Source organism: Acinetobacter sp. P1332 (genome assembly GCF_044057475.1).
Classification (GTDB): domain Bacteria; phylum Pseudomonadota; class Gammaproteobacteria; order Pseudomonadales; family Moraxellaceae; genus Acinetobacter; species Acinetobacter johnsonii.
This window is the reverse complement of sequence record NZ_CP171157.1, coordinates 2,444,932-2,470,019: the sequence shown is the minus strand read 5'-3', so window position 1 is coordinate 2,470,019 and position 25,088 is coordinate 2,444,932. Positions and strand designations below refer to the sequence as shown.

Below are 25,088 nucleotides of genomic sequence, written 5' to 3'. Positions count from 1 at the left end.
TGCGAAACTTAGCAATAAAAAAACCTTATCAATTGATAAGGTTTTGAAGTGCAGATATTAATTACTTGCGGATTTCATCTTGGGTTTTTTCAGCGGTATTTGATACAGCATTACCTGCTGAAGAGACATCTTTACCCATACCTTTGACGGTATTACAGCCTGTTAAAACAAAAAGCATCACTAGTGAACTTAAAACAATTTTTTTCATCTCTATCTCCAAAATTTTTAGTGTATTCATCAAATGATTTTGTTCTGATGTTGTTTAAGATTAAAAAATAAACACTATAAAAAATAGCATGGTTTTACAGGAGATAAGTAAGCGTATGTTGTATTATGTATTTTTGTATAAAGTAACTTCTGCAAAATCAAGTTAAAATCAAATTTGGATTTCGGTACATATAAAACTGATTGTTTTGATTTTGTAAGTACAGTCCATTGGTCCACCAATGTGCATTTTGGCTACTGACTTCAGCATTTGGGCAAATCCACTCTTGACGTTGTAGGCGATAGTAATTCAAGTCGGCCTTTGGAATGCTGTTACCCCAAGTACCTAGTCGACGGTCAGGATTGAGCCAATCGGGGAGGGAGTATTGGTTTAAAGCATCAACTGCTGTGAAACCATTTCTTAGAGGGAGAAAGAGTTGCCCCTTTAAAACGGCAAAGCGCGTTTGAATGCCTGTGTCTAAAGCTTGCTGGAATTGAAACTGTTTATGAGTAAAGTGTTTTAGTTTTCGGTTTAAAGTATCAGTACGATTCAACCCATACCATGTGGTTAAGCTTAGATCTGTTTCACCTAAATAATATTTCAACGCGACTTCCCAATGCTCGACTTGATTGGTTTCGGTATTTTTAATTAAAAAGTCCAGTTCACCCGTAGTCCGTGCACCATCAATGATTTGGATACTATGACCCAATAATTCATAAGCATGATAGTGATGATCCAGTAACCAAAACCACATGAACATTTCAAAGCGCAGACCCAGACGGGTACTTTTCAGTTGAGCCATAAAGTCTTCGAGTTCTTTCGGGTCTTGATCGAGCTGTTTAAGGCGAGGTAAATAGGTTTGAAAGTGCTGTTGCCAGATTTGTGAGGGATGAAAATGAAAAGCATGTTGTATATCGAGCTCTAACGGCAACGCAGATAAAATGTTTGGACTTGCTACAGCAAAAGCCAACTGGCGAAGCAATGGATGTTTGAATTGGAGCCAAGGTTCAAACAACTGATGCTGTGAAATGAGATGCATGTGAGTGCCTTAAAAAAGAAGCTAAATATGCAGAAGGACAACGGATAAAATTAAAAAACACTTTATACTACCGCAATTCGGTGCTCAGGAAAGTGGTATGAAAACGTTGTTTTGGCGTTGTTTAGTGGTGATCTTTGTCATCCTAGGCTTTATCGGTGCACTGTTGCCGGGTATGCCAACAACTGTTTTTCTGATCTTGGCTGCTTGGGCTGCATCTAAGGGGTGGCCACAAATGGATGCTTGGTTACTCAACCATCCTAAATATGGCGCAACGTTAAGAGCATGGCGTGCCAATGGCACTGTACCACGTAAAGCGAAATGGTTTGCCAGTATCATGATGTTGATCAGTGGACTGATCATGCTACTGACCAATGCACCATTCTTTGTGAAATTATTTACCAATACCACCATGCTGCTAGTCGCAATATGGTTATGGTTACGCCCAGAACCAAATACTGGAGTAGATAAAAAACAAATAGAGGACAACTGATGTCTTATGTAATTGCTGATGCAGACGTCTTGATTGATCTGGCTGAACAGACTTTAACACTGCCTAAAAAGAATAAATTTTATCTGATCTCGTCAGGAAAAAATGGCATTGGCGAAGTTGAAAATAGTGGTAAAACCCCACGGGGTTGGCATCTCATTGCTGAGAAGCATGGTGCTGAGCAACCTCAAAATGCCGTTTTTATTGCTCGAAAGCCTACAGGGGAAGTATACGACACCGATTTAGCCAATCAGTTTCCTGAACGAGACTGGATTTTGTCTCGGATTTTATGGCTGAGTGGTTTAGAAGAAGGCTTTAATCGCGGGGAAGGCTGCGATACCTATCAACGTTATATCTATATTCATGGAACACCAGATAGCGAACCAATGGGGATGCCGATGTCGCATGGCTGTATTCGTATGCGTAATACGGATGTTATAGAGTTATTTGAACTAATTGATTGCAATGCACTGGTTTATATTTCCGAACATAAACTTGAACTCTAAAAATAGTTGTTAAAAAATGTGCAAGCTTATTTTATTGAGTATTCACCGCTGTAATTTAAAATATGAGTATTTAATAGAAGAAGGGGATTAATCATAGAAAATGTGTATTTTGAGGAAAAGAAATTTAGCGAATAATCATTTTAATTTTCGCAAATATGTTAAATAACATACAGAAAATACTTGTTTTTATACCATTTGACCTATTTTTTAATCACTCGATTGCAAAAAAGCGAAAACAAGCCGAAAAGCGTTTGACAGCCTGTAAAGATTCTCTATAATGCACCTCACAAACGATAAAGACGTTAAGGGCGCTTAGCTCAGTTGGTAGAGCGTCTGCCTTACAAGCAGAATGTCGGCGGTTCGATCCCGTCAGCGCCCACCAAGCCTTTACGTTAAAGATCTTACGTGCAGCGGTAGTTCAGTTGGTTAGAATACCGGCCTGTCACGCCGGGGGTCGCGGGTTCGAGCCCCGTCCGCTGCGCCACTTAAGATTTTTAATATTGTTTGTACCACATTAGTGACTTTGTGTAAGTGCAGCGGTAGTTCAGTTGGTTAGAATACCGGCCTGTCACGCCGGGGGTCGCGGGTTCGAGCCCCGTCCGCTGCGCCATTTATACGAAATCCTTAATGAGGGCGCTTAGCTCAGTTGGTAGAGCGTCTGCCTTACAAGCAGAATGTCGGCGGTTCGATCCCGTCAGCGCCCACCAGATTTTTTGCGATGCAGCGGTAGTTCAGTTGGTTAGAATACCGGCCTGTCACGCCGGGGGTCGCGGGTTCGAGCCCCGTCCGCTGCGCCATTCAAAGAATCGATTAAATTTAAGTTCCTGAGCTTAAGTTTAAAAACTAAGACTGACAATCTTAATCAGGGCGCTTAGCTCAGTTGGTAGAGCGTCTGCCTTACAAGCAGAATGTCGGCGGTTCGATCCCGTCAGCGCCCACCATATTTTACGACGCAGCGGTAGTTCAGTTGGTTAGAATACCGGCCTGTCACGCCGGGGGTCGCGGGTTCGAGCCCCGTCCGCTGCGCCATTTAAAATATAAATTTAAGTCCCTGAGCTTAAATTTAAACACTAAGACTGACAATCTTAATCAGGGCGCTTAGCTCAGTTGGTAGAGCGTCTGCCTTACAAGCAGAATGTCGGCGGTTCGATCCCGTCAGCGCCCACCATATTCAAGCTGTAAAGCTTAATGACCCTAATTGCATTCGCAATTACCGTTGCAGCGGTAGTTCAGTTGGTTAGAATACCGGCCTGTCACGCCGGGGGTCGCGGGTTCGAGCCCCGTCCGCTGCGCCATTTTCTAGATCCCTTGTGCTAGTAAATGGAATCAAGCAAGATTTCTCTCTTGCATCATAAAAATAGCGACGCTATTTTTATTTCTCAAGGGCGCTTAGCTCAGTTGGTAGAGCGTCTGCCTTACAAGCAGAATGTCGGCGGTTCGATCCCGTCAGCGCCCACCATATTCCCTTATCGTAAAAACCTTGCTTATCTCAAGCTGTTTTCATACACTTCTGTGCAATAATAATTTTAAAATATGACAGATTTATGAGAAACCCATATCAACGCAAAGCTGCGTCTAAAAATCAAAATATTGCTTACGATCCTCTTGAAATCTATCGTCTTTTTATCGAAACTATCGTGCATCAAGGCCATGTTATTGCCTTATACCAAGATGGCTGGGCTTTATGTGCTACGCCAACCGGTCAACGTTCATTTGCGATGTGGCAGAGTAAAGGTTTAGCACAGCTTTTAGTGAAAGATAATTGGGCAGGCTACGAAATCCAGAGTATTGGTCTTAGCGATTTAGTCGAAAAAGTGATTCCATTCTTACGTTCAGAAAAAACCACGGTCTCGATGAATTTAAGTCCAGAAGGACAAAATGTCTTGGTTGCACCAGAAAAATTATTATTAGATATCAAAAACTATTTATATCAATTTTCAATGCAGAAGCCTGAGTTATTTAAACAATTACAATTACCATCGCCACGGACAATTCGCCTCCATTAATTCAAGATGATCCCATTTTAGTATTCATTGAGTAACCAACCACTCCAATATGCAAAATACTCACGTAACCATGCATTATAGCGAATGGCAAGAGGTGTCTGAGCGCTGATCATGATGGGCGTTTGATAACCCTGACGTATGGCTATAGCGCGGCTACGTGGAATATGAAAATCGCTGGTCACAATAGCAATCGGTTGCTGGAGAGAAATATGCTGCTTGGCTAAAATCTTTTTACTATTGATCAGATTTAACTCAGTACTGGTGCTTTGATCTTCGGTGTAAATACGCTGTGCTGGGATATGGTGTACATCAATCAGATACTGCCGCATTGCTTCAGCTTCACTATTTTTTTGCTGAAAAGATAGGCCACCACTGACGACCATAATGCTGTTGGGATGTAGCTTGGCATAGTTTGCCGCTTGATCTAAACGGCTGGCCAATGTTGGACTCGGTTTGCCATGCTTCAGACCACTCCCAAGAACTACAATAGCGGGTGCAGCGACATGAGGGGTATTTTGTTGATTTGAAAACCCTAAAAAGGCGAAGAAAATGACTAAGCTAAAAACCCAAACAAAGAAAATAGCCCAAGCCCAACGCCATATTGATTGTCTGATTGTATTAGTTTGAATATAGGCGATAAGCTTAGGATAAGCGTGTGCATAAGTGATTAGACCTAGTCCAATCAATAAGGGCAAGAGGGCGCCAAAATTAAAGCGTAGTTGTAAAACAAAATACAGGCCGTCTGCGAACAGTAATGACCCGATAATAAAACTAATGACTCTTTTTGATTTTTGCATATAGGCTTGTGGGTTATCGTTTGCATGGATTCTAGCAAATTTACGCATGAAAAAACCGAGCGCTGTGGCTCGGTTTTTTCATTTAGACTTAGTGTTTAGTAAACATCGCGACGATAACGACCTTCTTGACGGAGTTGATCTAATTTTTCTTCGCCTAAGATTTCAATTAGGGCAGCATCGACATCGCTCGCCATACCATTAATGCTACCGCAGACATAAATTACGGCACCATTTTCAACCCATGTTTTAAGCTCAGTGGCTTGTTCACGCAGTTTATGGTGTACATAGACTTTCTCTGCCTGATCTCGCGAGAACGCTAAATCTAAGCGTTGTAGCATGCCTGTGGTTTGCCACGCTTCAATCGTACTTTGATAGAAGAAATCATGTTCACGTTGACGCTCACCAAAGATCAACCAGTTTTGCGTATAGTCTAGGCGGGTACGTGCATGGAGTAGACTCATTAAACCTGCGATGCCTGTACCGTTCCCAATACAAATGATAGGACGGTTGTCATTGATCAAATGGAATGATTCATTAGTACGAATACGTAGTGCGATAGGTTGCTGAAGCTCGGCATGTTGGGTTAACCAACCAGAACCTAAGCCCAGTTCACCTGCTGAATCTTGCTGTTGGCGCACGACTAAACGTAACACTTGTTGAGTCGGTACACTTGCAATTGAGTATTCGCGTGTAGGTAAAGGGCTCAACTGTTCCAGTAAATGTTCCAAATTGGCAAAAGGCTCAATCTCTGTGTTGAGGTTTTTATCCCAAAGCGCTTGCTCAATGGAAATGGCTAAAGACTCAACGATGCTCTGTGCTGCAATGTGATGCTTTTGCATAAAGGCTTGGATACGTGCTGTGCTGTTACCTGGTTGAACTTCAGCAATATCACCTGCTTGCCATGTTGCATCGAAGTTGGTTTTTAGCTCAATATTATAAGCATGTGCTCCGACACTATTTGGATTGAGTACTTCACGTTGTGCCAAATTCCATTGATCAAAGGTTTTGTCAATGTTCATGGCTTGAAGTTCAAGTTTGGTTGCAGAGGCAAGAGCACTGTTCCAACGTTGAATATCATTGTTATCTGCGTTGTTGACTTCAATGGTTGCAAACAAAGCATGTGCGCCATTGGCTTTTAACCAACTATCAATGCGATGTCCAAAACTACAATAGGAATCAGGATATTCTTGAGAGCCTAAAGCCAAAACGGCATAGTGAAGGTGTGACAAATCCAAAGTTGTATTTAAAAATTTCTTTTCAAAACTACTGGCTAAGTCAGGTGCTTCACCCGTGCCATAAGTACTTGCAACAAAAAGCACTTGCTCAGCAGCTTTTAAGTCATCCTGTGTTAAGTGTTGCACAGCTTTAACGCTTACAGGTTGTCTTGCTTCTTGTAAGCTGGTTGCAGTACGCCAAGCAATTTGTTCAGAAACACCCGTTTGAGTTGCATAGGCAATGAGCCATGGTTTCGCATGTAGATCAACTGGAACATTCAACGCTCCACCACGGGCTTGCTGGGTGAGTTTCTTTTGCTTACGGCGTTTGAGATACAGCATCCAACCCGTTACAAAGAACAGTGGCATCATCAGTGATGCAAACATGGCAAAGAATTGATAAATTGGGCCAAAGAAGCTACCACGGTGTACAGGAAGCATACTGCTCATGATTTTTTCATTCAGCTTCTTCTGCTCATATAACTCCATTTTTTCAATTTGTGAAGTTTGATAATTGAAGACCGCTGAATTTCGCGCCCGCTCATGCTGTGGAATTGCATCTACAAATGAAAGCTCAAGTGTACCATCAGGTTTTTTCGGAATATTTAGGGTCAGGGTTGAATAGTCTCGACCAATTTGTGCATTAAATCCTGTCCACGTTTGGGTTAAAGCAATTTGTACTTGTTCTGGAGATAAGCCTTTACGCTCACCATGTTGTTCGCCTTGACCTCGTTCACCACGGGCTGTGTGTTCACCTTGTGGGCCGCCACGACCTTGCTCACGTGATTCGCCACCACGAGCACCAGCCTGTTCGCCACGTGGGCCTTGAGTTGCACCAACATTTGGACGGGGTCCTTCTTGCATTTGTGCTTGTGGGCGTTCAACACCGAGGACTTTAAACATGCCATCACGCCACCAATCATAAGACCAGTACAGTCCTGTACAGGCCAAGATCAGATAAAAGATCACCACCCAAGTACCAACAACAGCATGCAAATCCCAAATGAAGTTACGCCCTTTCAATTTAGGTTTAATAAAAAACCATTGTTTGATGGAATGACGTTTGGGCCAACGTAAGTACAGACCACTCAATACAAAGAAAATAAGCATGAGGGTACAAGCGCCAGTAATTTGTTTACCGACAGGACCGATAGTTAAATTACGGTGCAACTGTTGAATAAAGTTAAAAAATTCACGGCCTTTAACTTCGGGTAGGACTTCAGCAGTATACGGGTTCACCATCATATTATAACCACGACGTGCGCCTTCTTTCTCGATATTGACCGTACTTGAAGTGGTTGACTCTTGAGCAATCGTAATACTATTGATTTTGATGGCAGGATCTTGTTTTTGGAAATGTAGATACAGCTCAGCAGGGGTTAATTTATTGTTTTGTGTTGCTTGAACGGTATAGCTATCTGGGTTCATCCATTTTAAGATTTGTTGTTCATAAGAATAGATGGCCCCTGTGACGCCCATAAGCGACAGGATAAGACCCGCAGTGATTCCCAAAAACCAATGCACTTGGAAAAATGTTTTTTTAAACATGGCGATACTTAATGGTGAGCGATTTGTTGTGCGCAAATTATACCTGAAGATTGAGAAGATAATATGGATTTAGAAATTAATATTTATTCTCATTATCATTTGTATTCGAGAGTTTGGGATATAAAAAAAACCTCCAAAAGGTGGAGGTTTTTTATAGAAGAGAAAGGCAGGACTTAAAGTGGCTGCGCTTCACCGACTGTTTCTTTTAAATGTTTACGAATCGTATTAAACGAGAAGTTTTTGCTATCCATGCGTTTTGGCAGAATGTATGCACCTTCTTGGCCTTTCACTTTGAATTTAATCAACAAAAACTCAGGTGTGTTATACCATTCGTAGATGTCTTTCCAGCCGATCGCACCGACACCTTCTTGCATGCCCATTTGCTGGCGCATAATCAGACCATGAGGTTGTACGCCTAAACGAATACCTTTAATTTCCTGAACTGGAAACTCATTCATTTTGCGTTTCACATACCATTCTAAGCCGAATTTACGGACTAAAAGGTAAACCACGACGCAGGCGATTGCGACCCAACAAAAGATGGTTGAATAATTCTTGAGTAAAATTAGGCCAAGAATCGAAAGGGCTGTAACGACAGCCATGATGATCCAAGCTTTCATGCTAATTTTGTTTGTGCTACGCCAAATTTTTAATTGAGCATCGCGTTGTTCAGCTTCAGTGATTTCATAGGTCACAGGCTGTAAAGTATAAGCGTATAAATTTTTCGCGGTCATAGTGAAAGTAACAGATTTAAAACTGCAAAAAGTTTAGCATCATTTAGAGCATTTCAGTGAGTATATTGTTCCAAAATCACCCAAATTATAATGAAGCCAATTCTGTGGCCTCATGATCCCGTTCGTGGCTTAAACTTTGCTTCAAACGACTGAACTGATTCAAGATGCTAAACATCAAGGAAAGCTGTTGTAAAATAATCAATGCCTTCTGATCTTCCTCATTATTTTGGCTTAAACGCTGACGAATGGTCTGTAGCATATTTTGCGCAGTTAAATCAGGCATTTCATCCCGCAGTAGCGCACCTTGGATATTGTCAAAAGCGCGATCCATCAATTCTAAAATTTGTGGGTCGTCAATTTTTTCGCGATGAGCCCCCAAAGCTGCAATATAGCTAATAAAGGTATGATTGAGGCACAAGAACTCAAATGCCAAGCTTTTTTGCGTTGGGTCAAAATCGGGCTCGGTGGCTAAAGTGGAAATGAGTGAAGCAACCTCGGCATCAGTATTGTGTGCCGCACGACGGACCACTCGATAATTCAGGCCATTGTTGCGTCCAGACTTATACTGTTCAATCACCTCAGCTAAATAATCACATTGAGCGGAAAGCGAACGATAAATTGTGCGGGGTAGGCGACGGAACTTCCAGTCAGGGAAAATGAAACTCACGCCTAACCATGCCAGACCACAGCCAATTAAGGTATCCATCATGCGCGGAAGGGCAGCTTCGTATCCCATACCATCTAAGTTGAAATTAATCAGCGCCAAAATAGTGATGAAAGCGGTGGCTTGTGCATATTGTTTACTGCGCAGCTCAAAGAAAAGTACCCCGCTGATGACCAAGACGAGAAGTTGTCCTTCAATCGAAGGTACAAAGTACAATACGGCATACCCTAAAATGATTCCGACCAACGTTCCTACGATACGTAAACGTAAACGACGTTTGGTTGCGTTGAAATTGGGCTGACTGACAAAGAGTGCTGTAAGTAGAATCCAGTACCCATATTCAATGTTAGTGACTTGAACAAAGATATATCCAACCAATAGCACGATAGACAAACGAATCGCATGTCGAAATAACACCGATTCTGGGGTGAGATGTTGTTTAATCCGAACCTTAATGTCATCCCAGCCTTTCAAGTCATCATCTTTGAGTTGGCTTTCGATATGCTTGGTTTTATCGAGTTTAATATTGCGTTCAGTTTCTAAGTTACGTAGCTGAGCATCAATCGACTTTAAGTTTTGATACAGAGAAAACAGAGCATTGACCCAAATTTGGTCATATTGTTGTTCATCTCTCAGCTTTTCTAATGATAAACGGAGATTTTCAAAAGCATGTTTAAAGCGCTTATTATGGGTGTAGGTTTGACGGTTTAAAATGCTGCTGCTTAAGTCCTTACAGGCTTTAGCTTGTATAGATAAAATTCGTTGAAAGCGGAATAAGATATCGCTGTGTTGAAAAATTTTCGCCAGTTTTTGATAGTCAATATGTGCTGAATCTGCACGCTCGTGAATATCTTGCGCCACAAAATAATATTGCAGGCTGCGACGGGTATCCCGTTGTCCACGGTCACCTTTTAAACGGGTGAGTAGGGCGGTTTTCATGTCGTTGAAAATTGCAATTAATTTACCATTTTCCAACGACAGTTCAATCATGCTCTGTTGATAGCTGTTTGCTGTCATATCGACATCAAACAGGTTGGATTTTGCAAACAGAAAATCGGCGAGTGAGGAATAACACTTCGATAGATTGTCCTGTACCTGACGAACGGGAAAGAGCAGAAAACTGATGGTTGAAATAACACTATACCAAATTGCCCCAATCACTAGCAGAGACGGTTGTGTATACCAGTTGTCAAAAAGTCCGACACCGAGCATGGAGTAAACCGAAACCACTAAGCAACCATAGGAAATCGTGGCATAACGACGTCCCAGTGAACCCAGTAAAATCAGACCAATACACGAAACGATTAGACCCAGTGCGAATAAAATTGGGTGCGGAAATAAAAAGTAAATAGACGTTGCGGTAATGAAAAAGCCAATATAGGTAAAAATTAAATTCATGATCCGCACGGAAAAGCGGTCATCAATATCACTTAAACCCGCAGCAACTGCACCGAGTGTCAGCGGAATAGTTGCCAGTTGAAAACCCATAAAATATGGAACAAAAGCAGTCCCTGCAAAAGTAATGACCATGCGGAGGTTATACATGAAGGTTGTATTATAAGTAGCCTGTTTTAGACTGGTCAGCCATGCTTTCAAAGGGCACCTTTGTTTGTCGCTTAGGGTTGGACAATTTTCAAATATGAGAATATGTGAAATTTCACCTGCTCTGGTATAAATCATACTATGGAGCGTGTAAACTTGTCTGCAAACTCTCCTTCCAAAACATAAATTAATCCTATGTCGACTACACAGGAAAAAGCGGTCTATTCCAACGCTTGGATTCTCTTACTTGCTTCACTGACTGCACTCGGTCCACTGTCTATTGATATGTATTTGCCTGCTTTGCCACAAATGGCGAATGACTTTGGGGTAAGCACACAAATAGTGGCAAACAGCTTACCTGCCTACTTCTTAGGCTTGGCTATTGGACAATTGATTTATGGGCCGGTAAGTGACCGAATTGGAAGGAAAAAACCGCTGTATTTTGGCCTAAGTCTCTACATTATTGCCAGTTTACTATGTGTGTTTGCAAACAGTGAGTGGAGTCTCATTGCCGCTCGGGTTTTGCAAGCCTTAGGCGGTTGTGTGGGCGTGGTGATTGCCCGTGCTGCGATTCGTGATCGTTTAGATATGCAAGCCTCAGCTCAAGCATTTGCCAGTATGATGATTGTGACTACCATCGCGCCGATTATTGCACCGAGTTTAGGCGCGTTGGTGCTGAGTTTCAGTAGTTGGCATAGTATTTTTGCCTTTTTGATGGTCGTTGGTTTGGGAAGCCTGTGCTGCGTACACTTTTTCTTTGAAGAAACTTTAGATCCGAAGCGCCGTTTAAAGCTTAACTTTAATCAAGTTTTAAACCTCTACGGGGCGATTCTGCAAGATTCGAGCTTTAGACGTCCGATGTTTGTTGGATGTTTTGCTGGGGCTGTACTCTTTTGCTATATCAGTGCTTCTGCTGCCATTCTGATGGATGGTTACGGCTTAAGTCAGCAAGTTTTTGCCTATGCCTTTGGTGCCAATGCGGTTGGGATTATGCTGTTCTCAACTTTAAATAAGCGCTTGGCACAAAAGTTAAGTGTTTTTCAGCGCTTAAAATTAGGCAGTTTTTTGCAGTTGGTTGGTGTGGGGCTGCTGTTGGTAGCGGGCAGCATGACGCATGCTCCTTTATATATCGTTTGCGCAGGGATGTTTCTTGCTGTCGCAGCAATTGGTTTTACAGGACCAAATGCTATGGCGATTGCAATGTCTGAGCAGGGTGCACGGGCAGGAACGGCCAGTGCGATTATGGGTAGTATGCAATTTGGTTGTGGTCTACTTTGTGGCGTGATTCTTAATTTTCTACTTTGGTCGGCACTTTTGAATATGGCCATCGTTATGGCTATTTTTGTGGCTTTGGCTTTGTATTATGTGTTTAAGCTTGAGCACGAAAAAGCCTAAAAATTGAAGTCGTGACTATATAAAAAAGAGACTCATTTTAGTCTCTTTTTGTATTTAAATGAATGCTTTAAATCTTAGTCATTATTTAATAATACTGCAAAATCTTCAACTGGTGCGTGTGGTGTTATAAAGCGATTGACGATCCGCTCAGGATCCGCATAACCTAGTGCTATACTGCAGACCAATTCTTCTTTCTGTACAGCATCAAGTATATTCAGCACGAGAGCATGAAGATGATTCCATGCGGCTTGTAGGCAAGTGTCTAAGCCTCGTACTTTGGCTGCAATCATGACATTTTGCATCATCATTACAAATTCATTTCGCGCCGATGCTCATAGCTTGATTAACTATTAAGAATAGTCCAACAGGTGTATCAAAAAATTAGTCATTACATGATTGCTGCTGTGCGATTTTCGCTTTTTCACCTTTTTGAATATTAAGCAAGCCATATAAGCCCCAACCATTTTCGCTGCGGTGCTCAATAAAAGGCGAAATCCATTTTTTCGGATAATATCCAAAAGTTTCTTATTATTAGATGTTTTTTTCAGGATGTTCAGACGGTCTAAATTGAGTTTGACGGGTTTGCTCAAACATTTTGTTAGGAGTTTTCCTATGAGCACATCTATTTGCCATAACCGTGTATTCGTGCTTGGGGATATTTTATTTATCATGCTCAATAATCGTCTGAATAGTTAGGCTTTTTTGGTGCAAAGGTGTGATTTTGACCCATCATTGGGCATAGGTGGCTATCTATTAGACTAAGACTTTAGTTATAAGAAAAAAATATAGATCTCAAATAAAACTCAGTCTATATTTAAGAAAATATGAAGAATTGTTACTTAATTATTGCAAAAGTCTGTCTAAATTGTAATTTGATGCTTCAAAGCCAATCGCGAATAACATCAATTATCGTTTGAAATTGTGTGCATTAGACTTTAGTGGCAAGAGTAATAAAAGGTCATATCTTAAAACATCGAAATGTGCGATTTTTCATCTTTATAAGATTACTTTGCATATGAAAAGACCAAAACGGAGTGGTCTTTTGTGCAAAAAATTTTACTGAAATGGAATTTTTGATTCACTATTAACAATGTAATAAAGGAAGTTTGTGTATGCGTTTAGCCCTCAATAAAAAGCCATTTATCGCTCAAAGCCTAGCACTTAGTGTGGCTGCTCTGATGATGACAACAACTCATGCTGCAACCAAAGAACAACAAGAACTCGCTCAATTACGCGCTGAAGTTGCAGAGCTAAAAGCATTGATGCAACAACAGCAACAAGTTCAACAACAACAAGCAGTTCAGATTCAACAAGTGAAAACACAGCCAGCTCCTGTAAAAGCTGAATCTCCACTATCTTCGTTCAAATCTAAGTCTGGCGCAGACATTAACCTATATGGTTTTGTTCGTGGCGATGCAAACTACATTATTGAAGGTGCGGATGACGACTTCAACAAAGTTGCAAGTTCAGATGGTAAAACTAAAGACAAACTTCGTGCAACAGCAAAAACTACACGTTTAGGTTTAGATTTCAATACCAATGTGGCTGGTGATAACAAACTTGGCGGTAAAGTAGAAGTCGACTTCGCTGGAACAAATGAAGCACTGCGTATTCGTCATGCATATTTGACTTATAACAACTGGTTGTTTGGTCAAACTACATCTAACTTCTTGTCTAGCCATGCACCAGAAATGATTGACTTCGGCACTAACGTGGGGGGGGGTACAGCACGTATTCCACAAGTACGTTATGGCTTTAACTTGGCGCCTGCAACGAAATTATTTATTGCTGCGGAAGAAGGGAATAGTTCAGCAAACCAGCTTAAAGTTACCACGACTGATGGTGTAACTAAGAGGGAGACTGTTAGTTCAGATGTGAAATATAGCTTACCAGTATTAACTGCGAAATTAACGCAAGGTTTTGCAGATGGCAAAGCGAATGCATCTGTTCGTGGTTTAGTGGAGCACTATAAGTCTGAATCATCTGGTGATGATAAAACAGGTTGGGGCTTAGCTGCTGGTGTAAACTATCAAGTGATTGATCCTTTAAAACTAAGTGCTGATGTGTCCTATGTACAGGGCAATAGCAACTATTTATACGGAAGCAATACAGCATTTTATGTAGATCCAGTAAATGGCAATATCGAGCAAAATGAAGCGTTTGGTGTACAAGTCGGTGGTACGTATAAATTTAACGAAAAATTACGTTCGACTTTAGCGTATGGCGCACTCTTTGCGGATGATGGTACTGATTACGCGCGTATAAATGATGCTGCAAATGAAGAAGTTTACCAAGCATGGATTAACTTCATCTATTCACCAGTTAAGCCGTTGGACTTAGGTGTTGAATATATCAATGGTAAACGTGATACCTTTGCTGGTGAAAGCAAAAAAGACAACCGTGTTGGCTTAATGGCGAAATACAGCTTCTGATCATGTGATGAAATAGTTGTAGTTTAAAAAGGCTTTGTTGCACAAACCTATCTATAAAGGCTTATTCCACAATATAATTCTCAAATGAATAAGCCCACACCTAAAATCTATCGTACAACCAATTGGTCTTCTTATAACAGTGCATTAATAAATCGAGGAAATCTCTCAATTTGGTTTGATCCCAAGACTCAATGGTACGCTCAACCCAAAGGTAAACATGGTCGAAATCAAACTTATTCAGATACAGCCATCCAATGCTGTTTAATGATCAAATCTTTATTTCGTCTTTCTTTACGTATGGTCACTGGCTTTGTGCAAAGTCTCATTCATCTTTGTAGATTAGATTGGACAGCACCAGACTATTCCACCATCTGCAGAAGACAAAAGCATATTGATATTGCAATTAACTATCAAAAAAGCAGTAATGGTCTCCAGCTACTCGTCGATTCTACTGGCTTAAAGTTTCTAGGCGAAGGTGAATGGAAGCGTAAGAAACACCAACCTGAATATCGTCGCCAATGGCGTAAACTTCATATTGGTATAGATGCTGAAACCCTTCAAATACGCGCTATTCAACTCACTACAAATAATGTGAGTGATTCACAAGTGCTTGGTGATTTACTCGATCAGATTCCACAAGATGAGCAGATTGACTCTGTCTATACTGATGGGGCTTATGACACCAAGCAATGCCGTCAAGTAATTGCAGACCGACAAGCACATGCGGTGATTCCGCCAAGAAAAAATGCGAAACCTTGGAAAGATACAAAGACCAGCTCGCTAGAGCGAAATGAATTACTTCGAACAGTTAAACGTTTAGGAAGAACAATATGGAAAAATTGGTCAGGCTATCATCGGCGAAGTTTGGTTGAAACTAAGATGCATTGCATCAAGTTATTAGGCGATAAACTCCGTGCGAGAAACTTTCAAAGCCAAGTGAATGAGATCCATGCACGCGTAGCCGTATTAAATAAATTTACAGAATTAGGCAGACCTCATACCCAAGTTGTAACCTAAATTTTAGCAACTTAGGAAAACTCTGCCGTCAAAGGCTTTATGCAACAAAGCCGTTTAAAAACAGGAGCTTTAGGCTCCTGTTTTGTTTGAGTCGAGAAATTTATACAGACTAAATACATTTTGAATATAGACTTAAGTATTGGGTCAGAAAAGAATAAGTGAAATAGTTGGAAATTATTGTAAAAAAATAAAGATTATCTATAAAAAATCTGCATAATGTCCGTCTTTCGCCCATATTGTGCATTTATTGCTTGTTTTTAAAGCAATATGGGGCGGTTTTGTGATTTTTTTCAAAAACCGTATCTGTGTCCAAACATTATTGGGCATTACGTTATTTCAGTTTACTCATCGTGTAGAACTGAACATGTTATGCATCAGATCGCTTAGTTTGTTACCAATTTACCCGTTGCCTGAACTTCCATACGCAAGACTGAGTTTGTCTCAGATTTACGAAATATCTCTTGAAGTATCAATGGATTCGGTGGCTTATTAGCCAGATAACAAAATCTAAGCATCCGCTTTATGGACAATTGTCATGGAATTTACTTTTAACGCTTTTTATACCTTGATTGCAGCCGTCATCGTTTTGTTACTTGGCCGCTTCTTGGTAAATAAAATTGGTTTCTTGAAACGCTACAACATTCCTGAGCCTGTCGCAGGTGGTTTAGTTGCAGCGATTATCTCCTTGGTTGTGCATAGTCTTTGGGGCTATAGCATCACGACCAGTAGCGAATTGCAAACAAGTTTTATGCTGATTTTCTTCGCCTCAATTGGTTTAAGTGCAAACTTTGCCAAATTGCGCGAAGGGGGAATTGGTCTGGTTATTTTCTTGATTGCTGTCGCATCATTTATTGTGGTGCAAAACTTTGTCGGCATTAGCCTTGCAACTTTATTGGGTATTGACCCACTTATTGGTTTGATTGCAGGTTCAATTACCTTAACTGGTGGTCATGGTACTGCGGGTGCTTGGGGTGAAATTTTAGAAGTTAAACATGGTATCCAAGGTGCATTAGCTTTGGGTATGGCGAGTGCGACATTTGGTTTGATTATTGGTGGTTTGATTGGCGGTCCTTTAGCGAAGTTACTTATTAACCGCTATCAATTGGCGACACCACGTACCAATGAACAAATTGAAAAGAGTGATAACACGCCACTGACTGATATTAATTCAACAGAATATGTACCGTTTGAATATCCACATCGTGTGCGTTTAATCACTGCGGATAATGCGATTACGACATTAGGTTTGTTTGCAGGCTGTTTGGCTTTTGCTGACTTTATGACCGGTCATATGAAAGGCACAATGCTTGAGTTACCGACTTTTGTTTGGGCGCTTGCAGGTGGTGTGATTTTACGTAATGTGTTGGAAGGTATTTTCAAAGTTCAAATCTTTGACCGTGCGATTGATGTATTTGGTAATGCATCACTGTCGTTGTACCTTGCGATGGCTTTGCTTTCATTGAAATTATGGCAATTGGCTGACCTTGCTGGTCCGCTTGTGGTGATTTTAGGTGCACAAACAATTACGATGGGCTTATATGCTGCATTTGTGACATTCCGTGTAATGGGTAAAAACTACGATGCTGCGGTGCTATCTGCGGGTCACTGTGGATTTGGTATGGGTGCAACCCCGACTGCGGTTGCAAACATGCAGGCGATTACCAACATGTATGGTCCTTCGCACAAGGCATTCTTGATTGTGCCTTTATGTGGCGCATTCTTTGTAGACTTGATTAACGTGGCTGTCATTCAGTCTATTTTGCAATATTTTAACTAATTAGAAATGCAATTTGCTCTAGGAAACTAGGGCTTTTTTGCTTTCAGGTCTCTCACAATAATTAGGATATCGAGATGAATGATCAATTAAATGAAACATTACTCGGGTGGGTGAATACACTGAATGGACCTCTGTGGGACTTTTTGGTGATTTTCCTTGTTGCGGTCGGTTTGTTTTACACCCTAATTACAGGTGCAGTACAGGTGCGCTTATTTTTGCACAGCATCAAGGTCATGAAATCAAGCCGTAAGGAATGTGATGATGATCATGGCATTACACCTTTTCAGGCTTTTGTCACTGGGCTTGCAAGTCGTGTAGGTGTAGGTAATGTTGCGGGCGTTGCGATCGCAATTGCGATTGGTGGACCGGGTGCAGTATTTTGGATGTGGGTCACTGCATTTTTGGGAATGAGTTCGGCTTTTGTTGAGTCATCTCTCGCGCAGTTGTTCAAGGTGCGCGACCAAGAAAATAAACAGTTCCGTGGTGGACCTGCCTACTATATTACCCAAGGCCTGAAACAAAAATGGTTGGGTGTAGTCTTTGCTGTTGCGCTTATTTCAACCTATGGTTTTGTGTTTAACGCAGTACAAGCCAATGCAATTACGGGTGCAACAGCACATGCATGGGGATGGGATAAAGCCAATCTGGCATTTGAACTCGGCGGCATTCATATTGTGGTGTCTTGGGTTGGACTAGCTTTAGTCTTGCTGACCGCAATGATTATCTTTGGTGGGATCAAACGTATTGCCAAAGTGGCAGAAAGTTTTGTGCCATTGATGGCCTTGTTGTATCTGGCTGTTGCTTTATATATCGCCGTAATTAATTACGCTATTTTACCTGATATCTTCCAGCTCATTTTCTCTAAAGCTTTTGAGTTTGAAGCTGCTGCTGGTGGTTTCTTCGGTGCGATGGTTTCTATGGCAATGATGATGGGGATTAAACGTGGTTTATTCTCTAATGAAGCAGGGATGGGTTCAGCACCGAATGCGGCAGCTGCATCGGATGTAAAGCACCCTGTAAACCAAGGTTTGGTACAAATGCTCGGTGTATTTGTGGATACCTTCGTGGTGTGTTCATGTACCGCGATTATTATTTTGGCCTCAGGACTTTATCATGATGCGGGCTTTGAAGGCGTAGCGCTCACCCAAATGGCTTTAGAGAGCCAAATTGGTTCTTGGGGTGATGACTTCCTTGCAACGATTTTATTCATGTTTGCCTTTTCATCAGTCATTGGTAACTATGCTTATGCTGAAGGGAATGTGCAATTTATCAATAACAATGCCAAGGTGATGTTCGTCTTCCGTATCTTTGTTTTGATTATGGTGTATCTCGGTTCAGTGATGAGTGTGCCTCTCATTTGGAACACTGCCGATTTGTTCATGGGCGTTATGGCCACCATTAACTTGTTTGCTATTTTGCTGTTAACACCATTCTTATTGATGCTGTTAAAAGACTATTTGGCACAGCTGAAACAAGGTGTGAAAGAGCCAGTGTTTAAATTGGATAACCATCCTAAATTTAAAGACAAAGTGAAATCAGACATTTGGTAATCTTTTAGCACATTAAAAAAGCCTCTACATTGATAGGGGCTTTTTTATGGCTATTTAGCCGCTAAAGTAAAACAACAGCTGATACAGTGCAAAACTTAAAATCAGGCTTAGCCAAATCGGGAGTTTGGTTCGAAGTAGTAAAATAACAGCGATTACAAAAACTAAGTCAGTCCAATGCTTGAAATAACTTTGTCCCATTTGTATCACTAAACACAGCAGTAAACTTACCACTGCAGCATTAATCCCAATCACGGCTTTTCGTATTGCAGCTTGCTGCATAAGCCAAGACCAATAGGGCAAGGCTGCAAAGATTAAAAAGAATGAGGGCAGAAAGATTGCTAAAGTGGCTAGAACCACATTCAGCCAAACAAACGGAGTTAAAGGCAGTAAAGCACCTAAGTAACTTGCGAAACTAAATAAGGGGCCGGGCATGAGTTGAGCCAGCGCATAACCCAAGTCAAATTGTTCGGCAGATAAAATATGGCTGGAGACGAAGTCCTGATGTAAAAGTGGCAAAATAATATGCCCACCACCAAAAACCAAAGAGGCTGCTTGGTAAAAACTGAACAGGCTCTGTGAGAAGAGTGAAGAAGATGAATGCAACACCATAAAAACTACAAAAGGCAAAACAAAGGCAATTAGCCAAAGATAAGTCTGCTTTGCTTGGACTTTTGATTTTAAGCTGCTGTCTTGGAGCTTTGATGTCGAATCTGATGCGAAATAAATACCGACAAGAGCAGCAACAAAGATGACGATAACTTGGCTGAATGACCATGGCACAAAGTAAAGAAACAAGGTGCTAAGTAGCATCAGCACATATTGCCAGATAGTTTTGCAGAAACTTGTCAACATTTGCCAAAAGGCCCAGACCACCACAGCAAAAACGATCAACTGAATGCTATGTAGTGTCATCGCACTGAGTTGATTGAAATACTGCTGACCCAGTACCGCGAAACATGCCATGAGGAGCATAGACGGCAAAGTAAAACCGAGCCAAGCCGCGCACGCACCGCGGTAGCCTTGGAGTTGATAACCAATGGCAATACCCACTTGGCTGCTGGTCGGTCCTGGGAGCAATTGTGCGAGAGCAACCAACTGGGCATATTCAGCATCACTCAACCACCGAAGTTGTTGTACAAAATGTCGGTGAAAAAACACCAAATGAGCAGCAGGGCCACCAAAAGACAAGCAGCCCAATTTTAAAAAATGCAGAAAGATGCGAATGAGCTGCTGAGTGTGCATGTTGAATTATGCTGAAAAATTGAAACAGATTATAATAGAGAAATATGACGCTTTTACGAAAAACAACAGTACTTGGACTGCTGATTTTCATACACTATGCTGCTGGAAAACTTCGCTCTATCTTAACCTCGGTGAATCATGTTAAACATTAAACTTAGCCTTATGTCGTTTACATTGCTCGCTTTAGCAGGCTGTCAAAGCATGCCCAAAGTGGCTCAAGAAACGCCAAATCAGGCTTTTTCAGCCGAAACTGAGTCAGGGGAAGCCCAAGAGCGACTCAACCAGATCAATTTTAAACAGCTCAAAAAAGAACAGAACCGTCCAATTATTGCCTTGGTGTTGGGGAGTGGTGGTGCACGTGGTTATGCACATATTGGCGCAATTCAAGTTTTAGAGCAGTCGGGGATTCGTCCCGACTTTATCGTGGGAACCAGTGCTGGCAGTATCGTCGGCTCACTGTATGCAAGTGGTAAAAATGCCAATCAAATTCGTGATATTGCACTGAATATGAAAGCCAATGATGTGCGCGATATTCGTTTGGACATGAAAGGTTTCTTTGATGGTCAAAAAGTTGAAGACTATGTCAATGAACAAGTGAACGACATTCCACTTCAGCGCTTACCTATCCCGATGTATGTGGTGGCGACACAGTTAAAAGAAGGCAAAAAGGTTGTCTTTAACTATGGCAATACTGGTCAAGCAGTTCGAGCATCGGTATCGATCCCGAGTATGTTTATTCCAACCAAGATTGGTGCTGACGAATATGTAGATGGTGGTTTAGTCAGCCCTGTACCTGTTGATGTGGCACGTAAGTTAGGGGCAGATATTATTATCGCGGTCGATATTTTGGCGCAGCCGATGTATACCGAAACCTCAAATGTCTGGGGGCTGTTTAACCAAAATATCAATATCATGCAAAAGAACCTTGCACAAATTGAGTTGAAAAATGCCGATATTGTGATTCAGCCAGACTTGCGTGAGAAAGTACATATTTTTGATGTGAGTGGACGTGAGTTGACCATGCAAGCTGGGGTCGATGCAACCGTTGCGCAGTTAGGACAGATTCAAAAAGTTTTTGCGCAGAAAAATTATAAGCAAAAATTGAATATTCAAAGTATTCAAGCACGAACGCATTGATCACGCGTGATTTCAAAATAAAAGCCTGAATGGACTGGACTAGCATGTGTTTCTATAACTAGAAATACATGCTAATGAGGCTCAAAGCCATTTATGTGCTGCGAAAATATCACAGCGACAATGTTTTTGAATAAATTAAAATTTAAAGAAGGCCTATAGATTCAAAAGCTTAGTCTTCTTTATATATATTTTTTTGAATGATACTTAAATCACTATAAATAATAATGATGGTTTTGTTACCAAATTTAGCGTTCAAAACCGATATAATAAATGTCACATATCCTATTATCTTACCAATTAGAGAACGCGATGTCCCCATTAGATCAAATTGCTGCGGCTGCGGATGACCAGTCTGAACTCACTATGTCGGTCTTAATGACACCTGATATGGCGAATTTTTCAGGAAATGTGCATGGTGGCACCATTTTGAAACTGTTAGACCAAGTGGCATATGCGTGTGCAAGTCGTTTTTCAGGAAGTTATGTGGTGACCTTATCTGTTGATAAAGTTAATTTTAAAGAGCCGATTCATGTGGGCGAGTTAGTAACTTTCTTGGCAAGCGTGAACCATGTCGGTCGTACTTCGATGGAAATTGGTATTCGTGTTGAAGCACAAAATATTCAAAAGCGTACAGTACGCCATACCAATAGTTGTTACTTCACCATGGTCGCGGTAGATGAAAATGGTAAGCCAAAACAAATTCCTGCGTTGAATTTGGACAATGACTGGAAGCGTTGCCGTTTTGAAGCGGCAGAACAACGTAAGGTCGCGCGTTTACAAGAGAACCATCATCCTTCGTGCAGTATTTATAAAAAAGCCTCACATAGTTAAGTTTAAAAAAAAAGATCTCCTACATAGGGGATCTTTTTTTATGTCTAACGTTTATGTTTTGAATAGAAGCTCATATGGGAAAACTACGCAAATTTGGCTTTTTGCACCTGTTGATCTCAAACTTCTAAAGTCTATGCGCATAAATAAAAAGAAACCAAGACAGGATATATCTTGGTTTCAAGTGACGCTAAAAAGTTGTTGCGATCCAGCAGGAGAGTAAGCCACCGGATCTCTCAACATTTCAATTATTTAGCAGCTTTTTCTTGATTCGGTTGTTCTGCTGATGCTTCCGAAGCAGGTGCATTTGCACTTAAGTCTGTAGTTTCAGCTGTTTCTTGGGTTGATACTACAACTTTGTCTTCTTGAGCTGGCGCTTGTTGAGGTGCAGCAAAAGTTGCAAAGCTCGCAGCTGTTAAAGATGTTGCAATAATTAAGTGAGAAAGTTTCATGGTTTTGGCATCCTTATATTTTATAGATAAAAATAGTTCAGACTGATCATCACATCAATTTGAACTGAGCTTCATGCTATCGCCTGAATATCTGCGGTTCAATCGAAGCAACAATGTGAAAAGTGCACATTACCTAAAACTACAGATGATGAAAAAATAGTAAGCTTTAAGTAACAAGTAGAAGTTTTTTGTGAATAGATTGAGAGGAAATGAAGAATTAATGATCAATATGGATGTTTGAAAACTCACATAAACTGTACAAAGCATGCGAATTAAGTGCGAAACCCTAATTTCAGTACTGAGTAAAATGTAAGGAAGTTTGTCCAATAGGGGTATAAATGAATGAAATGTCAGCCAACTGAATGCTGAGTGTTCGATGCCATGGATTTGAGATGAGAAAGCTGGTGATTTAAATTAAGATAAAGGCTTATTTTATTGTGCTGTTTTTATCATATTCCATGCTAGGTATAAAATTTTGAAACTGATGTCGATGCCGCAGGCGGTTCCTACGCATATTATTTCGGGCTTTCTTGGTGCAGGTAAAACCACTTTGCTCATGCATTTGTTAGGTCAGAAACCGGAACATGAAGTTTGGGCGGTACTGATGAATGAGTTTGGGCAAATTGGCGTAGATCAACAGCTCATGCCAAAAACGGAAGGCTATGCGGTGAAAGAATTACTCGGTGGTTGTTTATGTTGTAGCAGCCAACTACCGATGCAAATTGCACTGTCTCGTTTGCTCTCAGAACAAAAGCCTGATCGGTTGTTTATTGAACCCACAGGCTTGGGACATCCAGCACAGTTACTAGAGCAACTGACCGAGCCACATTGGCACTCGACCCTGCACATGCGTGCGCCGATCACGGTGCTGGATGGTTCGCGTTTACATGATCATGCATGGACAGCACAAAATCTCTATCAGGATCAATTGAAAGCGGCGCAGATTGTGGTGGTTTCGCATCAAGCTCAAATGCAAAAAATAGATCAAGATGCTCTTGAAAAACTGCAAACTGAATATCAGCCTTATGCTCAGCAGTGGCTGATGGCAGAGCAGGGCAAGATTGAGCTTGCGCAAATTGATTTTGAGTACATCGGAACAAAACGATTCAAGCAGCCTTTACTGAACATTCAGCAACAGTTGAAAGCGACTCAACAAGATTTTCCCGAGATTAAACAGTTGCCGTATCACTATGTAGAAACGGCGCAAGGTTATAGTGTTGCAGGTTGGAAAATGCCGAAGCGTTGGGTTTTTGACTTTTACGATTTACTCGATTTGCTTTGCGAACAGCAAGATTGGCGACGGATTAAAGGAATTTTCCATACCAATCAGGGGTGGAAGGCATTTAATTTCAATCCTGAACAATTTAACTATCAAGATGTCGAGGAAGGAATTGATAATCGAGTTGAATTGATTGTTCAAAATGAAAGAGATTGGATGGACTTTGAAAGCGCACTTTTTGAATGTCGCATAGAGCAATGACTTAAATTGTTTTAAGCAAAAAAAGCCGAAATCTTATATGCTAGTCGGCAAATTTGAGGATGGTATGTATGGCGCTTAAAGCTACAATTTATAAGGCAGATTTGAATATTGCCAATATGGATGTCCACCAATATGGGGACTATCAACTGACTTTGGCATTGCATCCTTCAGAAACCATTGAGCGTTTGATGGTGCGTTTGTTGGCATTTGCACGTTTTGCGGATGAAGCTTTAGAGTTTACCAAAGATTTATTTGAAACCAATGAGCCTGCGCTGTGGGAAAAAGACCTAACGGGTCAGTTGGTGAAATGGATTGAAGTGGGCAGCCCAGACGAAGATAAAGTGAAAAAAGCCAGTGCACGTTGTAAGCAAGTGGCTATTGTTACTTATGGCACAGCGGTCGATGAATGGTATAAGCGCAACAGTAAGTTGAAGACATTGAACAATGTTGAAATTTGGCAGTTGTCGACTGCAAGTACTGAAGCGGTTCAAGCCCTGTGTGAGCGGACCATGCAACTTCAGTTAAATGTAATGGATGGTGAGTGGACCTTAATTGGTGACAATGCTCAAGCCATTATTGAGTGGACGCAATTGCAATAAACAAGCAGTTTAACTAGATTTATTGATTGAACAGGTTGGGAGCGAAAACATGAGCGCAGAATTAGAAATTATTGATTTGGTTGTCGGTGAGGGTAAAGAAGCGGTTAAAGGTGCTTTAATCACCACGCATTATACGGGCTGGTTAGAAGATGGAACCAAGTTCGACTCATCTTTAGACCGCGGAAATTACTTTGAAACCGTTATTGGGACAGGCCGTGTCATTAAAGGTTGGGACCAAGGTATTATGGGCATGAAAGTGGGTGGTAAACGTAAACTCATCGTGCCGTCACATTTGGCTTATGGTGAGCGTAAAATGGGTAATATTATTCCTGCCAATTCAAATTTGATTTTTGAAATTGAGTTGTATGATGTAAAAACACGTGATTAATCAAAAATATTGATAAATAAAAGAGTCAATTACAAGGATGTATTTGATT

21 protein-coding genes, 10 tRNA genes and 1 pseudogene are annotated in these 25,088 nt (G+C 41.1%); 23 read left to right on the top strand and 9 right to left on the bottom strand.

Annotated features, from left to right (window positions below):
- Window positions 1–61 precede the first annotated feature (61 nt).
- The gene (locus ACFN7Z_RS12145; protein ID WP_058952131.1) at window positions 62–208 is read right to left on the bottom strand and encodes an entericidin A/B family lipoprotein; all 147 of its coding nucleotides are present in this window, start codon (window positions 206–208) and stop codon (window positions 62–64) included.
- Between the two features lie 157 nt (window positions 209–365).
- Complete coding sequence (locus ACFN7Z_RS12140) at window positions 366–1,244, bottom strand: DUF1853 family protein (RefSeq protein WP_058952130.1); 879 nt, start codon at window positions 1,242–1,244, stop codon at window positions 366–368.
- Between the two features lie 97 nt (window positions 1,245–1,341).
- Here ACFN7Z_RS12140 and ACFN7Z_RS12135 point away from each other — a divergent pair, with 97 nt between their 5' ends.
- The 13 genes from ACFN7Z_RS12135 to ACFN7Z_RS12075 all read left to right on the top strand — a co-directional run bounded on the left by ACFN7Z_RS12135 (window position 1,342) and on the right by ACFN7Z_RS12075 (window position 4,243).
- Window positions 1,342–1,734: a YbaN family protein gene (locus ACFN7Z_RS12135; protein ID WP_058952129.1), complete on the top strand. Its 393-nt coding sequence runs from the start codon at window positions 1,342–1,344 to the stop codon at window positions 1,732–1,734.
- Window positions 1,734–2,237, top strand: coding sequence for a cell wall-recycling L,D-carboxypeptidase ElsL (gene elsL / locus ACFN7Z_RS12130; protein ID WP_058952128.1), 504 nt, complete (start codon window positions 1,734–1,736; stop codon window positions 2,235–2,237). The genes ACFN7Z_RS12135 and elsL overlap by 1 nt, the downstream gene beginning before the upstream one ends.
- 306 nt (window positions 2,238–2,543) lie before the next feature.
- Window positions 2,544–2,619, top strand: a tRNA-Val gene (locus ACFN7Z_RS12125).
- A gap of 25 nt (window positions 2,620–2,644) precedes the next feature.
- Window positions 2,645–2,721 (top strand) — tRNA-Asp (locus ACFN7Z_RS12120).
- 49 nt (window positions 2,722–2,770) lie between these two features.
- A tRNA-Asp gene (locus tag ACFN7Z_RS12115) sits at window positions 2,771–2,847 on the top strand.
- 21 nt (window positions 2,848–2,868) lie between these two features.
- A tRNA-Val gene (locus tag ACFN7Z_RS12110) sits at window positions 2,869–2,944 on the top strand.
- A 13-nt stretch (window positions 2,945–2,957) separates the two neighbouring features.
- Window positions 2,958–3,034, top strand: a tRNA-Asp gene (locus tag ACFN7Z_RS12105).
- Between the two features lie 68 nt (window positions 3,035–3,102).
- Window positions 3,103–3,178: transfer RNA gene (locus ACFN7Z_RS12100), tRNA-Val, on the top strand.
- A gap of 11 nt (window positions 3,179–3,189) precedes the next feature.
- Window positions 3,190–3,266: transfer RNA gene (locus ACFN7Z_RS12095), tRNA-Asp, on the top strand.
- Window positions 3,267–3,329: 63 nt separating this feature from the next.
- Window positions 3,330–3,405 (top strand) — tRNA-Val (locus tag ACFN7Z_RS12090).
- A gap of 50 nt (window positions 3,406–3,455) precedes the next feature.
- Window positions 3,456–3,532: transfer RNA gene (locus ACFN7Z_RS12085), tRNA-Asp, on the top strand.
- A gap of 88 nt (window positions 3,533–3,620) precedes the next feature.
- Window positions 3,621–3,696 (top strand) — tRNA-Val (locus ACFN7Z_RS12080).
- An 85-nt stretch (window positions 3,697–3,781) separates the two neighbouring features.
- The gene (locus ACFN7Z_RS12075) at window positions 3,782–4,243 is read left to right on the top strand and encodes a DUF2750 domain-containing protein (protein ID WP_058952127.1); all 462 of its coding nucleotides are present in this window, start codon (window positions 3,782–3,784) and stop codon (window positions 4,241–4,243) included.
- 17 nt (window positions 4,244–4,260) lie between these two features.
- Here ACFN7Z_RS12075 and ACFN7Z_RS12070 read toward each other — a convergent pair whose 3' ends face one another.
- The 4 genes from ACFN7Z_RS12070 to yccS all read right to left on the bottom strand — a co-directional run bounded on the left by ACFN7Z_RS12070 (window position 4,261) and on the right by yccS (window position 10,796).
- Entirely contained in the window at window positions 4,261–5,040 is a 780-nt protein-coding gene (locus tag ACFN7Z_RS12070) for a YdcF family protein (RefSeq protein ID WP_058952531.1), read from the bottom strand.
- A 95-nt stretch (window positions 5,041–5,135) separates the two neighbouring features.
- The gene (locus ACFN7Z_RS12065) at window positions 5,136–7,802 is read right to left on the bottom strand and encodes a sulfite reductase flavoprotein subunit alpha (protein WP_058952126.1); all 2,667 of its coding nucleotides are present in this window, start codon (window positions 7,800–7,802) and stop codon (window positions 5,136–5,138) included.
- Window positions 7,803–7,975: 173 nt separating this feature from the next.
- Complete coding sequence (locus ACFN7Z_RS12060) at window positions 7,976–8,536, bottom strand: YcxB family protein (protein ID WP_004981126.1); 561 nt, start codon at window positions 8,534–8,536, stop codon at window positions 7,976–7,978.
- Window positions 8,537–8,621: 85 nt separating this feature from the next.
- Window positions 8,622–10,796 (bottom strand): YccS family putative transporter, encoded by a 2,175-nt coding sequence (gene yccS, locus ACFN7Z_RS12055; RefSeq protein ID WP_058952530.1) that lies wholly within the window; start codon window positions 10,794–10,796, stop codon window positions 8,622–8,624.
- A 141-nt stretch (window positions 10,797–10,937) separates the two neighbouring features.
- On the opposite strand from yccS, the gene ACFN7Z_RS12050 reads away from it, so the two are divergent.
- Window positions 10,938–12,137, top strand: a complete 1,200-nt coding sequence (locus tag ACFN7Z_RS12050; protein WP_058952125.1) for a multidrug effflux MFS transporter — start codon at window positions 10,938–10,940, stop codon at window positions 12,135–12,137.
- Between the two features lie 74 nt (window positions 12,138–12,211).
- Here ACFN7Z_RS12050 and ACFN7Z_RS12045 read toward each other — a convergent pair.
- Window positions 12,212–12,662, bottom strand: a pseudogene (locus ACFN7Z_RS12045) (nitroreductase family protein); the annotation flags it as partial.
- A 587-nt stretch (window positions 12,663–13,249) separates the two neighbouring features.
- Between ACFN7Z_RS12045 and ACFN7Z_RS12040 the strand changes: the two are divergent.
- The 4 genes from ACFN7Z_RS12040 (at window position 13,250) to ACFN7Z_RS12025 (ending at window position 18,913) form a co-directional block, all read left to right on the top strand.
- On the top strand, window positions 13,250–14,569 hold the full coding sequence (locus ACFN7Z_RS12040) for a DcaP family trimeric outer membrane transporter (RefSeq protein WP_058952122.1): 1,320 nt from the start codon (window positions 13,250–13,252) through the stop codon (window positions 14,567–14,569).
- 84 nt (window positions 14,570–14,653) lie between these two features.
- Window positions 14,654–15,586, top strand: a complete 933-nt coding sequence (locus tag ACFN7Z_RS12035) for an IS5-like element ISAha1 family transposase (RefSeq protein WP_308469433.1) — start codon at window positions 14,654–14,656, stop codon at window positions 15,584–15,586.
- A 535-nt stretch (window positions 15,587–16,121) separates the two neighbouring features.
- A complete protein-coding gene (gltS, locus tag ACFN7Z_RS12030) occupies window positions 16,122–17,363 on the top strand; it encodes a sodium/glutamate symporter (protein WP_058952121.1) in 1,242 nt (413 codons plus the stop codon).
- A 74-nt stretch (window positions 17,364–17,437) separates the two neighbouring features.
- Window positions 17,438–18,913, top strand: coding sequence for a sodium:alanine symporter family protein (locus ACFN7Z_RS12025; protein ID WP_130235369.1), 1,476 nt, complete (start codon window positions 17,438–17,440; stop codon window positions 18,911–18,913).
- 54 nt (window positions 18,914–18,967) lie between these two features.
- On the opposite strand, the gene chrA is transcribed toward ACFN7Z_RS12025, so the two are convergent.
- Window positions 18,968–20,155, bottom strand: a complete 1,188-nt coding sequence (gene chrA / locus ACFN7Z_RS12020) for a chromate efflux transporter (RefSeq protein WP_130235370.1) — start codon at window positions 20,153–20,155, stop codon at window positions 18,968–18,970.
- A gap of 138 nt (window positions 20,156–20,293) precedes the next feature.
- Here chrA and ACFN7Z_RS12015 point away from each other — a divergent pair, with 138 nt between their 5' ends.
- Both ACFN7Z_RS12015 and ACFN7Z_RS12010 read left to right on the top strand, forming a co-directional pair.
- Window positions 20,294–21,292 (top strand): patatin-like phospholipase family protein, encoded by a 999-nt coding sequence (locus ACFN7Z_RS12015; RefSeq protein ID WP_130235371.1) that lies wholly within the window; start codon window positions 20,294–20,296, stop codon window positions 21,290–21,292.
- 309 nt (window positions 21,293–21,601) lie between these two features.
- A complete protein-coding gene (locus tag ACFN7Z_RS12010) occupies window positions 21,602–22,123 on the top strand; it encodes an acyl-CoA thioesterase (protein WP_004694449.1) in 522 nt (173 codons plus the stop codon).
- A gap of 245 nt (window positions 22,124–22,368) precedes the next feature.
- Here the strand turns inward: ACFN7Z_RS12010 and ACFN7Z_RS12005 are convergent, their stop codons facing one another.
- A complete protein-coding gene (locus ACFN7Z_RS12005) occupies window positions 22,369–22,572 on the bottom strand; it encodes a hypothetical protein (protein WP_004694446.1) in 204 nt (67 codons plus the stop codon).
- Window positions 22,573–23,047: 475 nt separating this feature from the next.
- On the opposite strand from ACFN7Z_RS12005, the gene ACFN7Z_RS12000 reads away from it, so the two are divergent.
- The 3 genes from ACFN7Z_RS12000 (at window position 23,048) to ACFN7Z_RS11990 (ending at window position 25,039) form a co-directional block, all read left to right on the top strand.
- Window positions 23,048–24,052 (top strand): GTP-binding protein, encoded by a 1,005-nt coding sequence (locus tag ACFN7Z_RS12000; protein WP_216070742.1) that lies wholly within the window; start codon window positions 23,048–23,050, stop codon window positions 24,050–24,052.
- 68 nt (window positions 24,053–24,120) lie between these two features.
- On the top strand, window positions 24,121–24,651 hold the full coding sequence (locus ACFN7Z_RS11995; RefSeq protein ID WP_087010480.1) for a YaeQ family protein: 531 nt from the start codon (window positions 24,121–24,123) through the stop codon (window positions 24,649–24,651).
- A 49-nt stretch (window positions 24,652–24,700) separates the two neighbouring features.
- Window positions 24,701–25,039 carry an FKBP-type peptidyl-prolyl cis-trans isomerase gene (locus tag ACFN7Z_RS11990; protein ID WP_004981094.1) on the top strand — a complete coding sequence of 113 codons (339 nt, stop codon included), beginning with the start codon at window positions 24,701–24,703 and terminating at the stop codon, window positions 25,037–25,039.
- Window positions 25,040–25,088 lie beyond the last annotated feature (49 nt).